This window comes from Brochothrix campestris (assembly GCF_046058945.1).
Taxonomy (GTDB): Bacteria; Bacillota; Bacilli; order Lactobacillales; family Listeriaceae; genus Brochothrix; species Brochothrix campestris.
Window position 1 is genome coordinate 630,212 of the sequence record NZ_CP175511.1, and the last position, 15,624, is coordinate 645,835.

Genomic DNA, 15,624 nt, shown 5'->3' on the forward strand with positions numbered 1-15,624 from the left:
AAGGGGAAAAGAAAAATGAAGAACAAAGTTATGAAGATTGCTGTAGGAGCAATCGTAGTCGTAGGGTTACTTTTTGGTGGAGCAGCAATCGGTGATGCAGATAATGTCCTTCGTTGGGGGAAAGAAAGCGAAGTAACATCAATTCATTCGACAATTGAAGCATTGGATTCAAAACTAGGTGCAAAAGTAACCGAAATTAACACACTTAAAGCAGCAGCGTCAACGTCTAAAGCAGAACTTGATAAAGCGACTGCCGAATTAAACAAAGTCCAAAACAGTGTGACCGAATTAAACAATCAAATTTCACAATTAAAAGCAGACATTGCTAGTAAACAAGTCGAAATAACACAAAAAGATGCTACAATTAAACAAAAAGAAAGTGAAATTCAACAAAAAATCGATGAAGGCAATGCTAAAGTTGCTGTAAAACAAGCAGAAGTTGATGCGAAGCAAGTAATCATTGGTAATAAACAAAAAGAGATTGATAACGCAAAAGCAGCTTTAGACACAGCTAAAGAACAAATTAACACTTTAAATCAAACAATTGCGCAATTAAACCAAGATAAAATCAACTTACAAGCACAATTAACAGCTTCACAAACAGAAAATGATGATACAAAACTGAAATTAAAAAAAGCACAAGATGAGGTTCAATCATTAAAAGATTATGCAGCACAAGTTGAAAGTAAATACGCTAACTAAGCAGATTTGCTTAAACAATGATAAACAAATTGAAACAACATGATTACTTCAACCTAGAGAGAACAGTCAGAGTTGACAATGAGTTAAGCGAGTTCCTTCAATAGAGAGGAACTCGCTTTTTATATGCTTGAGTTTAAGGTGATTTACATATACAATAGAGTTTGGCTAAAACATTAGCCTTGTAGCAAAGCTACACGCAGTTTATTAATACCATCCTGCGATACAAAAACTAGGAGGAATAAGAATGAAAGTTAAAATGTTGGCAACGAGTGGTGTCTTAGCGGCGCTCTATGTCATCTTGACATTGTTAAGTGGACCATTTGCCTATGGGTGGGCACAGTTTCGTTTATCAGAAATGATGAATCATTTAGTTGTCTATAATAAAAAATATTTTCCTGCCATTATCATCGGGGTAATCGTTGCAAATTTATTTTCAGCTAACGGTGTGCTTGATTTAGTCTTTGGGGTGGGGCAATCAGTTGTTTCATTAGCCCTTGTTATTTTTATCGGTAAATTCATTAAAAATAAAATTTTATTAATGGCAATCAACACCGCTGTGTTTGGGGTGACGATGTGCTTTGTTGCTTACGAATTAAAAATAATTGGCGTCCTTGGTAGTGCAAACCTTGCCTTTGGACTCGCTTGGTTTTACATGGCATTGGGAGAAATGGCAGTTATGGCCATTGGGATGTTAGTTATCCACCTTCTTAATAAGCGTGTTAATTTAACCACTGCCATCGAAGAACAAAAGTAAAATCAACCTGTTAGAAGCAAACAACTTGGAAGGAGAATGCGAGCGATTATTTACCGTCGCAATCATTTTTCTGAAAGTTGAAAGCTTCTGGTTGATGGAACTGGAAGAACAAAAGTAAAATCAACCTGTTAGAAGCCTATCAGAGTTTTCCTCTCTGATAGGCTTTTTTTGTTGTGAAAAGACAAGTGTTTTTAATTGATTTTTGACCTTTATTGACCTACAATGGGTGTATACAAAGGAAGAGGTGATGATGTTGGAACCGAATAAAATGACAAATCAACTTCAAATGGATATAGGTGAAGCTCAGCAAATTGCAGTCACACGTAAGCATCAAACGATTACAATTTGGCATTTATGGCTGGTCTTTATCACATCAAATGACCTTGTGAAGCGTATTTACTCAGAGCTAAACGTCGATTTTAACAAATTAGAGCAGTACTTAAACGAGAAATTAGACCAACAACCCGTTGTAACAGGTAGTAGCGTCAGCTATGGCCAGCAATTAGCTGGTGATTTATATGAATTGATTGCTGATGCCGATCAACAACGACTAAAAATGGAAGATAGCTTTATCGCAACCGAGCATTTCTTACTCGCCTTGCAAACACAAAAAAAGAATGCACTTACGCAATACCTACAATTAAATACGGCTGAATTAGAAACTGTAATTGCAACCGTCAGAGGAGGAAAACACGTGACAGATCAAAACGCAGAACAAACCTATGAAGCGGTAAGTAAATATGGGATTGATTTAGTTGAAGCTGTGCGCGAAGGGAAAATTGAACCCGTGATTGGCCGTGATACTGAAATAAGAAATGTAATTCGCATTTTAAGTCGAAAAACAAAAAATAACCCAGTATTAATCGGTGAACCTGGTGTGGGTAAAACAGCAATCGTTGAAGGCTTAGCTGCCAGAATCGTCCGCAAAGATGTTCCTGAAAACCTAAAAGATAAAACGATTTTTTCATTGGATATTGGCTCTTTAATTGCCGGAGCAAAATACCGCGGTGAATTTGAGGAACGGTTAAAAGCTGTCTTAGCTGAGGTCCAAAAAAGTGAAGGGAAGATTTTACTGTTCATTGATGAAATCCATACCATCGTCGGAGCAGGTAAAACCGATGGCGCAATGGATGCAGGCAACATGCTAAAACCGATGTTGGCTCGTGGTGAATTACACTGTATCGGGGCAACAACCTTAGACGAATACCGCCAGTACATTGAAAAAGACGCGGCACTCGAACGCCGTTTCCAAAAAGTATTAGTGCCTGAACCATCAGTCGAAGATACTATTTCGATTTTACGAGGTTTAAAAGAACGGTTTGAAATTCATCATGGTGTTAATATTCATGATAATGCCCTCGTATCGGCAGCAAGTTTAGCAGACCGCTACATCACCGATCGTTTTTTACCAGATAAAGCCATCGACTTAGTCGATGAAGCCTGTGCAACGATTCGTGTTGAAATCGATTCAATGCCGAATGAACTCGACGAAATAACCCGTCGTGTGATGCAATTAGAAATCGAAGAAGCGGCCTTAGAACAAGAAAAAGATGAGGTCAGTGCGTCCCGTCTTGTCACCTTACGTGAAGAATTAAGTGAATTGAAAGAAAACAAACAACAAATGGAAGCAAAATGGAAAGCAGAGAAAGATGAAATTGCGACCGTTCGTGATATGCGTAGCCATATTGATGAATTACGTCATCAACTCGAAGAAGCTGAAACAAACTATGATTTGAGTAAGGCAGCTGAATTACGTCACGGGCAAATTCCAGCAGCAGAAGCCGAATTAGCAGAGCTTGAAACAGCTGCGAGCAACAAAACGGGTGACGATCGTCTTGTACAAGAAGCGGTCACGCAAGAAGAAATTGCGGACGTTGTTTCACGCTGGACGGGTGTACCAGTGACACGGCTAGTCGAAGGCGAACGAACTAAATTACTCCATCTTGATGACGCCCTTCATGAACGAGTGATTGGCCAAGATGAGGCAGTTGAATTAGTATCAGATGCCGTTTTACGGGCACGTGCAGGCATTAAAAATCCACGTCGACCAATTGGGTCATTCATTTTCTTAGGACCAACTGGTGTAGGTAAAACAGAACTAGCGAAAGCGTTAGCCGATCAGTTGTTTGACAGTGAAGACCACATGGTTCGGATTGATATGAGCGAATACATGGAAAAATACTCAGTGTCACGTTTAGTCGGTGCGCCTCCAGGTTACGTGGGTTACGAAGAAGGCGGTCAATTAACAGAAGCGGTACGCCGAAACCCATACACGATTGTTTTATTGGATGAAATTGAAAAAGCACATCCCGATGTATTCAATATCTTATTACAAGTGTTGGATGATGGGCGTATTACGGATTCACAAGGACGGATGGTTGATTTTAAAAACACCGTCATTATTATGACTTCAAATATTGGCTCACAATACTTACTAGAAGGTACAAAAGACCAAGCGATTACACCAGAAGCAGAAACAAGCGTGATGAATGCCTTACGCGGTCATTTTAAACCAGAATTCTTAAACCGCGTGGATGATATTGTCTTGTTTAAACCGTTATCACTTGATAATATTTCAGGGATTGTCTTAAAATTAGCTCAGAACCTCGAACACCGTTTGCAAGAACAACAAATCACATTGCAAATTACAGCTGAAGCAGCCCGCTTAATCGGAGAAGAAGCTTATGATCCAGCCTATGGTGCAAGACCACTAAACAGATATATGATTCGTCATATTGAAACACCGTTGGCTCGTAAAATTATCGCGGGTGACATTAGCGAAGGCGATACTGCCATCGTAACAGTAGAAGATGGGCAATTAAGCATCACGAAAGCAATTGACTAAGAGGAGCTGAGCGTATGAAACTAGTATTAATCCGTCATGGCCAAAGCGAGTGGAATAAACGTAATCTGTTTACGGGTTGGCACGATGTCGAGCTATCAGAGCAAGGGGTAGCAGAGGCGAAGCAGGCAGGTACTTTAATTAAGGAGGCCAATATCACCTTTGATCATGCGTTTACGTCGGTCTTAAAAAGAGCGGTGCATACGTTAAACGATGTCCTCGCTGAAAGCAATCAAGACTGGTTGCCAGTGACTAAAAGTTGGCGTCTTAATGAACGGCATTACGGTGCATTACAAGGCCTTAATAAAGAAGAAACGGCCGTTAAATACGGTGCAGATAAAGTCTTGCAATGGCGCCGAAGCTACGATGTATTACCACCTTTAATGCTGCAAACAGATCCGAATCATCCAAGCCAAGACCGTCGTTATCAAGCAATTGACCAACGGATGCTTCCAAGTGGTGAAAATTTAAAAGTAACACTCGAACGAGTATTGCCATATTGGACGGATGCGATTGCTCCCGCCTTATTACAAGGTGAAAACGTGATTGTTGCAGCACATGGCAATAGTTTACGTGCGCTCATCAAATACTTAGAAAACATCTCGGATGATGACATTATGGCAGTTGAATTACCGACAGGAACACCACTCGTATATGAGTTGGCAGCTGATTTGACTGTCACAAATAAATATTATTTGACATAAAAAAAGCGGAAATCGTCTTTACGATTTCCGCTTTTTGTTTATTAGTTAGATAATTCTTCGTGGCTTTTTAACATTAATGGTAAGAACCAAACTGCTAACGTAACAATTGTTCCCATTAAGAGCGTTGCTCCCATATTAAAGGTAGCACTTGCCATTGAACTAACAACATAGTTAGTCATTGCACTTAGGATGAAAATCCATAATGCTGATACAACATAACGCATACTGACACCTCCAACTTTCATTTCTTGTGTTTCTTCTAGTTTATCATAGATGAGCAATAATAAAAGATGAATCAATAAAATAATGACAGTTGTGACAAAATAACACAGGTGATAACGTCTATTAATGACGTTATGAGCATCGAAGGTTGCAAAAAAAGGAATAATGTTTTAAAATTAGTACCAGGTCATAACGAAGAAACGAAGGAGTGTTTATAATGAACGCAGGTATTCTAGGAGTAGGGAGCTATATTCCCGATAATAGTGTCACTAATTTTGATTTAGAAAAAGTAATGGATACCAATGATGAATGGATTCGCACACGGACAGGTATCGAAGCACGATGCATCGCACCTGACGATATAGATACAGTTGATATGGCAATTGCAGCAGCTAAAGAAGCGATTGCTGACTCAGGCTTACAACCGGAAGATATTGATTTTATTATTACAGCGACAGTGACGCAAACACAACGCCACCCGTCAATTTCAAACTATGTGCAACATGCCATTGGTAAGAAAAAAATTCCCGGCATGGATTTAGAAGCGGCTTGTTCAGGATTTATGTTCGGTGTCGTAACAGCGAAACATTTTATCGAAGCAGGGACATATAAAAATGTGCTTGTGATTGGTGCAGATAAATTATCAAAAGCAACCAACTGGGAAGATCGTTCAACTGCTGTTCTTTTTGGTGATGGTGCTGGAGCAGCTGTTCTTGGTCCAGTTAGCGACGATAAAGGTATTTTAAGTTTTGAATTAGGTTCTGATGGTGCCGGTGCGGGCTTCTTATTTGAAGATGACCGTCATTTCATTAGTATGAACGGTAGTGAAGTTTTTAAATTTGCTGTCCGCCAAATGGGAAAATCAGCTGAAGCCGTCCTTGAAAAAGCAGGGATTGCTAAAGAAGAACTGGATTTATTAATTCCACATCAAGCAAACATTCGTATTATGAATGCTGCACGAGAACGTCTAAACTTGCCAGACGAAAAAATGGTGAAAACAATTCACAAATACGGTAACACCTCATCAGCCTCCATTCCAGTCGCTTTATGTGATGCAGTGAAAGCAGGCCGCGTTCATGATGGCGATAACATTGTCCTCGTTGGTTTTGGTGGTGGTTTAACTTGGGGTGCTGTTCTCCTTCGTTGGGGGAAATAGGTGTAATCACCGCAAAAAAATTCACAAATGAAGAAAATACGATATAATAGTATCAAGACAATTAATATAGGCACTTATTTAATTTATTATTTAAAAGGTTATCAGTTAGATGACTTTAAAAGGAGAGAAAGATACGATGACCAAACGAGTAGTAATTACTGGTGTAGGCTCGATTACACCGCTAGGAAATACAGCCGAAGAATCATGGCAAAACGCGTTAGCAGGTAAGAATGGTGTGGCTCTTTTAACACGAATGGACACAACTGACTACGCGGTTAAATTGGGCGCAGAAGTGAAAGACTTTGATGCCTCAGAATTTATCGACCGTAAAGCAGCACGCCACATGGATCGCTTCACACAGTTTGCTGTCGCAGCAGCTAAGATGGCGGTTGCGGATGCAAACGTTACAATCGATGAAACAAACGCTGAAGATATCGGTGTTTGGATTGGTTCAGGGATTGGTGGTATGGAAACATACGAAAAAGAATTTGAAAAATTGATTAAACGTGGACCGAGTCGCGTAAGTCCTTTCTTCGTACCAATGATGATTCCTGATATGGCAACTGGTCAAGTATCGATTCAATTAGGTGCTAAAGGTGTTAACTCAACAACTGTTACAGCATGTGCAACGGGTACCAATTCAATTGGTGATGCCTTCCGTGTTGTACAACGTGGTGATGCAGTCGCAATGATTACTGGTGGTGCAGAAGCGCCAATCACTAAAATGTCGATGGCTGGTTTCACATCGAATAAAGCTTTGTCATTAAATCCTGACATCGATTCGGCTTGTCGTCCGTTTGATAAAAACCGTGACGGTTTTGTTATTGGTGAAGGTGCGGGGATTTTATACATCGAAGAGTTAGAACATGCGAAAGCGCGTGGGGCTAACATTTATGCTGAAATCGTTGGCTATGGTTCAACTGGTGATGCTTATCACATGACAGCACCTGCACCTGATGGCGAAGGCGCTGCGCGAGCAATGAAAAAAGCGTTGGTAGATGCTGACTTGCAACCAGAAGCGGTTGATTATATTAACGCTCACGGTACAAGTACGCCGTATAACGATGAATATGAAACAATGGCGATTAAATCAGTCTTTGGTGATGCTGCTAAATCATTAGCAATTTCATCGACCAAATCGATGACGGGCCATACATTGGGTGCCTCTGGTGGGATTGAAGCAGTCTTTGCTGTTCAAACTATCCGTGATAATCAAATTGCACCAACTATCCATCTTGAAGAAGTGGATGAAAAATGTGATCTTGATTATGTTCCGAACGTGAAACGTGAAGCGGAAGTTAAGACGGTCTTATCAAACTCATTCGGTTTTGGTGGACACAATGCCTGCCTAATCTTCAAACAGTTTGAGGATTAAAAGTGAAATCAACCTGTTAGAAGATAGAACAGCATGTCTAGCTAATCTTATCAGCTCGTAAACAAAGTCACTGTAATAGAATTCGAAATAAAATGAAGTCTATTTGGACTTTGTCTACAACCTGAAGCATATTCATCATGAATATGCTTTTTGTATAGTATTTAATTTGACTTTGATAATGATTATCAATTAAAATGAAATAAGTATGTATCAACTCGAAATAGAAAAGAGGATAACGATGGAACAATCAAATAAGTTAACGATTCGTGATCTTGTCACAATCGGAATTTTTACAGGTATTATCTATATTTTAATGGGGGTTGTCGGGTTCGGTTTAACACTCGTAACGCCAATTCGTGTGTATGTTGAAACAGCAACGATGTCGCTGCTTACGATGCTACCCTTTTTAGTGTTATGTCGACGTGTCGCTAAACCAGGTGTCGTACTCGTGTTTAACCTTGTCTTAAGTGTCTTTTTAATCTTTATGGGCATGTGGTATATGGTGCCGTTTATCATTGTTTCAGCTTTGATAAGTGAAGTTATCATGAAAGTAACGAATGGCTATACAAATAATAAAATCATCGTATTCTCACAAGCCTTGCATTATGTGGCTGTTAATATTTCGATGATGATTCCTTTTACATTCTTTAGAGCGAAATATGTGTCTGAACTCCGATCGACTAAACCCTATGCCAATGAAATGGTTGATTTATACCTCAGTTTTAACGGTCAATTATTAGTAGGAGCCATTACAGTAGCATTTACACTGATCGCCGCTTTTATTAGTATTAAAATGGTGAATAAACACTTCAAATCAGTCAGTCGAAACTAAGGGGCGAGATAACATTGCTTAAAATTCATCCACTTACTCGTATCATCATGTTAGCCATGGCAATTATTATGTCATTTGTTGCAAATGAGCTCTTACCAATAATCATATTCAGCGTGTTTTTATTGTTGTATTTGTTAATACAAGGATTTGGCAAAACCGTTGTTTATTTGGCTGTTATTTTTGGCTTGCTCTATTGTATTAATGCGTGGGGTGAAAAAAGTGATCTGCCTGAGAGTATCTCTGTCTTTTTGATTTTTCCATACTTTGCATTACGGTTGATGCCGATTTACATGGCGGCATTACCGTTATTAAAACAAACGTCTCCAGCCGATTTATTACAATTATTTGAACGCATCCGTTTTTCACGACGCGTCAGCTTGCCAGTTGTCGTCTGCTTACGTTATACGCCCACGTTGCTCAATGAATTTACAACGATTCGTCAGTATGTTAAGCAACGGTTGGTCGGTCGTCCTTTTTGGACGAAATGGGAGTATTTAATGGTGCCGTTTTTATTTCGAAGCATCAAAATCAGCGAGGAATTAGCGATATCAGCCACCTTAAGAGGAATTGAACTCACAAATAAACGAACGAATGCTACAGCGTTAACCTTCCGTTGGTATGACTATCTGTTTTCTATCGGAGCGGTTATTATTGGTGTTTCACTGGAAGTAGGTTTGTAGATGATTGAACTTAAAAACGTGTCATATACATATAAGGATAGTACGATTCCAAGCATAAAAAACATGACGTTAATGATTCCAACAGGTCAAGTTGTTGTTATAACAGGTAAAAGTGGGTCAGGGAAAACAACCTTCACACGCTTGCTGAATAGTTTAATACCTCATTATTATGAGGGGCAGTTTCAAGGTGATGTACTGATTGATCAGCACAATACAAAAGAACAACCATTATGGAAACTACCGCATAGTGTAGGTTCTGTTTTGCAAGATCCACGCAGTCAATTCTTTGGCCTTCATGTCAAAGATGAGGTTGTCTTTGGCGCTGAGAACCATGCCTTACCTGCGACAGAAATTAATGAACGTCTCATTAAAGTCAGTGAAGAAGTTCAAATCAGACACTTGCTGTCAAAGAGCCTCTATGAATTGTCGAGTGGTGAAAAGCAACGCGTGGCCTTAGCCTCTGTTAGAATGATGGCACCTAACGTTTATTTATTCGATGAACCCTCATCAAATTTAGATGAAGAAATGGCAGGGTATTTAAAACGTTTTATTGCTAAACTAAAAAAACAAGGCGCGACGGTGATTGTCAGTGAGCATCGGCTACATTACTTGCTAGATGTGATTGATCGTCTGATAGTGCTCGAAGCGGGTGGAATTGTCGCTGATATATTGCAGGCAGAGGTTGAAGAGTATTTGAAAACAACCGGTGAAGCCCGTGGATTACGTGTGTTTACACCACTCGTTGTCAATGCAGCAGCTCCTGAACGACTCGAAGAAACGCCGATTGTGGCAGTGAACAAGGTGAATTATCGTCTAAAAAAAGCAGCATTCATCTTGAATGTTAATGACTTAGTGGCTTATCCCGGTGAAGTAATTGCGATTGTTGGTAATAATGGTGCGGGGAAAACAACCTTAGCCCGTGCGTTAGCAGGGTTTATCAAACCTCAAAAAGGTAGTATTGTCATCAATGGTAAAAAAATGAGCTCACGCCAACGCTTAGCTAATAGTTGGTTCGTAGCGCAAGATACGGATTATCAATTGTTTGCCGAAACAGTCATGGCTGAATTGCTTCTGGGCAATGAAAAGCAACCTCAAATCATGAAAGAGGCAGAATGCTTGTTAGAACAAATGGGACTTGCGCACTTAAAAGAACGACATCCAATGACATTATCTGGTGGAGAAAAACAACGGCTAGCATTGGCAATCGGTCTGATACGTAAACGAGCTTGTCTTATTTTAGATGAGCCTACAAGTGGATTAGACGGCTATCACATGGCAAAAGTTGCCACACAGTTACGGTCAGATTTATTCAAGCAGAGATGTGTTTTTGTCGTCACTCATGATGAGGCTTTTATTGCCTCTTGCTGTACGCGTGTTATACGCATCGAGGCAGGGAAAATCATCAGTGATAAGAGAACAGAAGTTAACCAAAATATAAAAAAATACATGTAATTTTACGAAAAACGGGTATTGTTCTATATCACCTTTAAGGAGGAATTGATATGGAGCAGACAACAAAACAAGCCATTACCATTCTTTTATGTAGTTGTGCAGGGTGTGTTTTAGGACTTTTACTGTATTATGTACGCTCACAACCGTTTAATTTACTTATAGTCGTGACGAGTCTCTTTATATTAGCTGTTATTTTTGTAATTGGTAATTATGTTATCAAGTTAAAAAAATATCAGTATCGTTAAAAATGATTTAGTAAGAGCCTCACTCTAGCGGGAGAGTGGGGCTCTTGTTTTATAATCAGTAAATCCTCTTTTTTTAGGGGAATAAGTTATGCTACAAGTAGAAAGCGAGGGATTCAAATGACAATCTATGATTATCAGGTAACACAGATGAACGGTGAGGAAGTTTCGCTTGAAACATATAAAGGCAAAGTTGTTTTGATTGTTAATACAGCGAGTAAATGTGGCTTAGTTAATCAACTCACAACGCTTGAATCGTTATCACAAAGATATAAAGAAGAAGGATTAGTTGTATTAGGTTTTCCTTGTGGTCAATTTTTAGGACAAGAGCTCAAAGACAATGAGGCGATTAATGATTTTTGCCAGCTTAATTATGGTGTAACGTTTACGATGCATCAAAAAATTAAAGTTAATGGTAAAGATGCTGATCCATTATATCAGTATTTAGTGGCAGAAACAGGCGGTAAAAAAATCCCGTGGAATTTCACTAAATTTCTAATTAACCGCAAAGGCGATGTCGTTGAACGTTACGATGGAAGGGTTAAACCAGAAACCTTTGAAGATGAGATTATTGCACAATTAAACAGTTAAAGTCAAAAAGAGGCTGCTAAATCATTTGATTTAGCAGCCTTTTTCCTAGCGACGACCAAGTCCCATTGCTTTTTCCATTTTAGCTAAGGTTTTGCTCGCAATTTTATTTGCTTTGGCAGCACCGGCATCTAAAATGTCATCGAGTTCGCTTGAATTAAGCAATTGTTCATAGCGTTCTTGAACAGGTGCAAGTTCATTAACAACAATTTCAGCTAAATCGGTTTTAAAAGCACCGTAGCCTTTGCCGTCGTATTTAGCGACAATATCCGCGATTTTTTCGCCAGTAATTGCAGCGTAAATAGTTAAGAGGTTAGCGACGCCAGGTTTATTTTCTTTGTCATAAGAGATGATACCTGATGAGTCTGTCATCGCACTCTTAATTTTTTTTGTAATTTGGGCAGGTGTATCGGTTAAGAAAATCGTAGCTTTTTTATTTTCATCCGATTTACTCATTTTACGAGTTGGTTCTTGTAAGGACATGATGCGTGCACCCTGTTTCGGCGTTGAAATTTCTGGTACAGTTAAGACATTTTTATATTGTTTATTAAAACGTTCAGCTAAATCACGTGTTAATTCAATGTGTTGTTTTTGATCATCACCGACAGGTACAACGTTTGTGTTATAGAGTAAAATATCGGCAACCATTAATGGTGGATAAGTTAAGAGGGCGGCATTGACACGTGCTTTCCCATCTGATTTATCTTTATACTGTGTCATTCGTTCTAGCTCACCGACACTAACAATACATTGTAACATCCATGCTGCTTGTGCATGGGCTGGAACCTCGGATTGGATGAATAGGATTGATTTATCTGGATCAATGCCGACGGCCAAATAAATCGCCGCTAACCGGCGAACCCGTTCCTTTAGTAATTTTGGATCTTGTTTAACGGTAATCGCATGTTGATCAACGACACAATAGATGCAGTCGTTTTCTGCTTGAAAGGCCGCAAATTGTTTAAAAGCGCCTAAGTAATTGCCTAAAGTTGGTGCGTCACCACTTGGTTGCACTCCTGAAAAGATAACTGTCATAAGAATAACCTCCGAATTTTAGTGAAATAGACAAAATAAAAAACACATCTATCTCCTATTAAATAAAAGGGACGAAAATGTGTTGTATCCGCGGTACCACCCTAAGTGTCATCAAAAAGATAACCACTCGTGCCAGTGAAGGCATCAAATATCGCTGATTAGACGCCTTAAACTACTAATTTCATCTAAGGTGCTCAAAAGTCCATTCAACATAATGATTTGCCTGTTTTCAGCGCCACAGACTCTCTTTAAAGTAATGTTTATGTTTACTCCTCTTTATCATCGCATAAAATATTTAATTTCTTTCTAAATATATAACGTCAAAAACATTCTGTCAACTAACTCCCTTTGAAAAAACAATAAATTCTCATTAAATTCTTAGTTAAGAGCCTGTTTTTTTCATCTGTTTATATTTTTAAGTCTTTATAATAAAACTATAGAGAAATAAATCGATAATAAAGGAGTGGATGGAAAATGGTTACATTATACACATCCCCAAGCTGCACATCATGCCGAAAAGCAAAACATTGGTTAGAAGAACATCATATTGCTTATTCTGAACGCAATTACTTTAATGAGAACATGTCATTAGATGAAATAAAACGAATCTTAAGTCTAACAGAGAACGGTACCGATGAAATTATTTCGACCCGCTCAAAAACTTTCCATAAATTAAATTTAGATTTAGAAAGCTTATCACTACATGAGTTATGTGAATTAATTCAAGCCCATCCAGGTTTGTTACGTCGTCCAATTATCATTGACGAAAAACGTATCCAAGTTGGATACAATGAAGATGAGATTCGTCGCTTTTTACCGCGCGGTGTTCGTACGTTTAAATTACGTGAGGCACAACGTTTAGCAAACGCATTACAAGCGTAACGAAACAAAGATTGAAGCAAACAAAGGAATGAACAGACACCGTGTATGATTACAGTGAAAAGTAATCACACACGGTGTTTTTAAACGTTATGAAACAAATACTTTTCTTTATATGTTAGAATAGGTTAAAATGAAAGATATAAACAGATAGAGGCTATCAAAATAAGCGATAGTGAGAGTAAAGAATACTTCTCGGTTGAGAAGGGAGAGTATAACGATGGAAATTGAACGCATTAATGAAAACACAGTGAAATTTTATATTTCATATGGTGATTTAGAAGAACGCGGCTTTAATCACGAAGATATTTGGTATAACCGTGATAAGAGTGAAGAACTATTTTGGAATATGATGGAAGAATTAGATTATGAAGATCAATTCAATCCAGATGGTCCCTTGTGGATTCAAGTACAGGCGCTGAAAAAAGGACTTGAGGTTGTAGTGACAAAGGCTAATTTAACCAAAGAAGGCATTAATATTGAATTGCCTCTAAACCAAAACGCTAAAGAAGAAGAAGATAAGGCATTAGACGATGTTGAAAAACAAATCGAAGCTATTTTAGATACTCAGACCGACAATGATAATGATGAAAAAGTAGAGTTGGATAGTTTGAATTTCGTGTTAAAAATTAAAGAACTTGAAGACTTAATTTCGTTAGCACATCAGCCAAAAGTGGAGGAGTTAACAGCTAATTTGTATTATTTTGAAGGAAGCTACTTTGCTGAGGTAGAATTCAATTCGAATAAAAATGACATTGATACAATTGATAATATTTTAAGCTTATTGTTAGAGTATGGTGATGAGTCAGAACGTTCACCTTATGTAATGAAAGAATATGGTAAAACAATTGCATCAGAAAAGGCTTTTTCAGTAATAAAAGCGAATTTCAGTAAATAATCATCCTAAAAAAATAGCAGTCTTTCTTTGGCTTTGCCAAAGAAAGACTGCTATTTTTTTAGGATGAAAGAGGAGTTATGTTGAATAAGGATTGGAGGGATATTATGCAACTAGCTCATAACCAAGCGTCACGACTGATACAAATCGATCAAGCAAAAGAGTCGGAAACTTATTATTGCCCGAGCTGTGGCGCACGTTGTGTGATTAAACGTGGCATGAGTAATCGGCCGCATTTTGCGCATCGACAAGGTCAGTCTTGTCAGAGTGGTGAAAGTGAACACCATTTAACGATGAAAAAAACGTTACATGCTTGGATTTCTCAAACAGATGAGGTTCACAGTGAGTTTTATTTTAAAGCGATAAAAAAGCGGGCAGATCTTTATGTCCCAGGAAATAACCATGTGCTTGAATATCAATTGTCGCATACAACCCATGAGGAACTAATTAAACGAACCCTAGCATACCATTCAATTGGATTACGAGTTACTTGGTTAATTGGAGAACTACAGGATAACAATAAAACGGTTGTAATCAGCCGCTTTATTGGTGGGCTGATTTCGTATCATCAGCAGTTGGGGTTTTACCTCATTGCTTATTCACCAACGACACAGCAATTCATCAGTTACGATAGCTTACAACAGCAACACGGTCAGTTTTTTTATGCCAGACAGCGGAGAGTAAAGGTGGCGGAGATAACCTATCGTCAACTATCACGCTGGTTATTTCGACCAAAAGAACAAGTGCATCATCCGCGGAGACAATACAGTGAGTTAAAGCGTCAAATACAAATCAATCGTTTTAATAGTAAAAGTAATCGCTCGTTTCGCTCATATCTCTATCATCGAAAAGAACATCTGCAGTATTTTCCTTATTTTGTCGGGGTCGAATTACCACAGCAGTGGTTCATTCAAACACCTGCCTTTGTCTGGCAGTATCACTTAATCCAGTGCTTTAATCAGCGGAAAAGTTACTCGGAAAGTGAGTTGCACAGATGGTGGTATGAAGTGATTAAACCGAAATCCTTTGTGACGATGACACCCGATAGCTATCAATTAGTAATAATTTATTTGCGCGTATTGCGGCAACTCAACAAACTAACGTATCAAAGTGGTCAGTATCAAATCGTCGCTCCCATTGGTTTTAATCGCATCGAACAGACGAGAGAGTGGTCACTTTTAACACGAGTCGTCCAGAAGGAAAGCACAAGATAGTCAGAATAATCTATTAATAAAAGGTTTTAATGTTGCACAAACGACAGCGATG

The 15,624-nt window shown here is 38.7% G+C and carries 16 protein-coding genes and 1 other annotated feature; of the genes, 14 read left to right on the forward strand and 2 right to left on the reverse strand.

The window, feature by feature from the left end; genetic code table 11:
* The first annotated feature begins 15 nt into the window (after positions 1-15).
* The 4 genes from ACJYYY_RS03255 (at position 16) to gpmA (ending at position 5,002) form a co-directional block, all read left to right on the forward strand.
* Positions 16-702 carry a hypothetical protein gene (locus ACJYYY_RS03255; RefSeq protein ID WP_051456963.1) on the forward strand — a complete coding sequence of 229 codons (687 nt, stop codon included), beginning with the start codon at positions 16-18 and terminating at the stop codon, positions 700-702.
* A gap of 244 nt (positions 703-946) precedes the next feature.
* Positions 947-1,456 (forward strand): QueT transporter family protein, encoded by a 510-nt coding sequence (locus tag ACJYYY_RS03260; RefSeq protein ID WP_035314846.1) that lies wholly within the window; start codon positions 947-949, stop codon positions 1,454-1,456.
* A 253-nt stretch (positions 1,457-1,709) separates the two neighbouring features.
* Positions 1,710-4,301, forward strand: coding sequence for an ATP-dependent chaperone ClpB (gene clpB / locus ACJYYY_RS03265; protein WP_408869230.1), 2,592 nt, complete (start codon positions 1,710-1,712; stop codon positions 4,299-4,301).
* A 14-nt stretch (positions 4,302-4,315) separates the two neighbouring features.
* On the forward strand, positions 4,316-5,002 hold the full coding sequence (gene gpmA / locus ACJYYY_RS03270) for a 2,3-diphosphoglycerate-dependent phosphoglycerate mutase (protein ID WP_035314847.1): 687 nt from the start codon (positions 4,316-4,318) through the stop codon (positions 5,000-5,002).
* Between the two features lie 41 nt (positions 5,003-5,043).
* Here the strand turns inward: gpmA and ACJYYY_RS03275 are convergent, their stop codons facing one another.
* Positions 5,044-5,283, reverse strand: coding sequence for a YjzD family protein (locus ACJYYY_RS03275; RefSeq protein WP_408869102.1), 240 nt, complete (start codon positions 5,281-5,283; stop codon positions 5,044-5,046).
* A 158-nt stretch (positions 5,284-5,441) separates the two neighbouring features.
* On the opposite strand from ACJYYY_RS03275, the gene ACJYYY_RS03280 reads away from it, so the two are divergent.
* From ACJYYY_RS03280 to ACJYYY_RS03310, 7 genes are all read left to right on the forward strand, one after another.
* Positions 5,442-6,380 carry a beta-ketoacyl-ACP synthase III gene (locus ACJYYY_RS03280; protein WP_035314849.1) on the forward strand — a complete coding sequence of 313 codons (939 nt, stop codon included), beginning with the start codon at positions 5,442-5,444 and terminating at the stop codon, positions 6,378-6,380.
* Positions 6,381-6,516: 136 nt separating this feature from the next.
* Positions 6,517-7,755 carry a beta-ketoacyl-ACP synthase II gene (fabF, locus tag ACJYYY_RS03285; protein ID WP_408869103.1) on the forward strand — a complete coding sequence of 413 codons (1,239 nt, stop codon included), beginning with the start codon at positions 6,517-6,519 and terminating at the stop codon, positions 7,753-7,755.
* A 238-nt stretch (positions 7,756-7,993) separates the two neighbouring features.
* The gene (locus ACJYYY_RS03290) at positions 7,994-8,587 is read left to right on the forward strand and encodes an MptD family putative ECF transporter S component (protein ID WP_035314850.1); all 594 of its coding nucleotides are present in this window, start codon (positions 7,994-7,996) and stop codon (positions 8,585-8,587) included.
* Positions 8,588-8,601: 14 nt separating this feature from the next.
* A complete protein-coding gene (locus ACJYYY_RS03295; protein WP_035314851.1) occupies positions 8,602-9,267 on the forward strand; it encodes an energy-coupling factor transporter transmembrane protein EcfT in 666 nt (221 codons plus the stop codon).
* The gene (locus ACJYYY_RS03300; protein WP_035314852.1) at positions 9,268-10,719 is read left to right on the forward strand and encodes an ABC transporter ATP-binding protein; all 1,452 of its coding nucleotides are present in this window, start codon (positions 9,268-9,270) and stop codon (positions 10,717-10,719) included. It abuts the gene before it with no gap.
* Between the two features lie 50 nt (positions 10,720-10,769).
* Positions 10,770-10,964, forward strand: coding sequence for an FUSC family protein (locus ACJYYY_RS03305; RefSeq protein WP_035314853.1), 195 nt, complete (start codon positions 10,770-10,772; stop codon positions 10,962-10,964).
* A gap of 117 nt (positions 10,965-11,081) precedes the next feature.
* The gene (locus ACJYYY_RS03310; protein ID WP_035314854.1) at positions 11,082-11,552 is read left to right on the forward strand and encodes a glutathione peroxidase; all 471 of its coding nucleotides are present in this window, start codon (positions 11,082-11,084) and stop codon (positions 11,550-11,552) included.
* A gap of 45 nt (positions 11,553-11,597) precedes the next feature.
* On the opposite strand, the gene trpS is transcribed toward ACJYYY_RS03310, so the two are convergent.
* Positions 11,598-12,584, reverse strand: coding sequence for a tryptophan--tRNA ligase (trpS, locus tag ACJYYY_RS03315; protein WP_408869104.1), 987 nt, complete (start codon positions 12,582-12,584; stop codon positions 11,598-11,600).
* Between the two features lie 64 nt (positions 12,585-12,648).
* Positions 12,649-12,876: a binding site (T-box leader), on the reverse strand.
* Between the two features lie 182 nt (positions 12,877-13,058).
* On the opposite strand from trpS, the gene spxA reads away from it, so the two are divergent.
* From spxA to ACJYYY_RS03330, 3 genes are all read left to right on the forward strand, one after another.
* A complete protein-coding gene (gene spxA, locus ACJYYY_RS03320) occupies positions 13,059-13,466 on the forward strand; it encodes a transcriptional regulator SpxA (protein ID WP_035314855.1) in 408 nt (135 codons plus the stop codon).
* Between the two features lie 217 nt (positions 13,467-13,683).
* Positions 13,684-14,361 (forward strand): adaptor protein MecA, encoded by a 678-nt coding sequence (gene mecA / locus ACJYYY_RS03325; protein ID WP_035314856.1) that lies wholly within the window; start codon positions 13,684-13,686, stop codon positions 14,359-14,361.
* 104 nt (positions 14,362-14,465) lie between these two features.
* On the forward strand, positions 14,466-15,572 hold the full coding sequence (locus tag ACJYYY_RS03330; protein ID WP_035314761.1) for a competence protein CoiA: 1,107 nt from the start codon (positions 14,466-14,468) through the stop codon (positions 15,570-15,572).
* Positions 15,573-15,624: the final 52 nt, after the last annotated feature.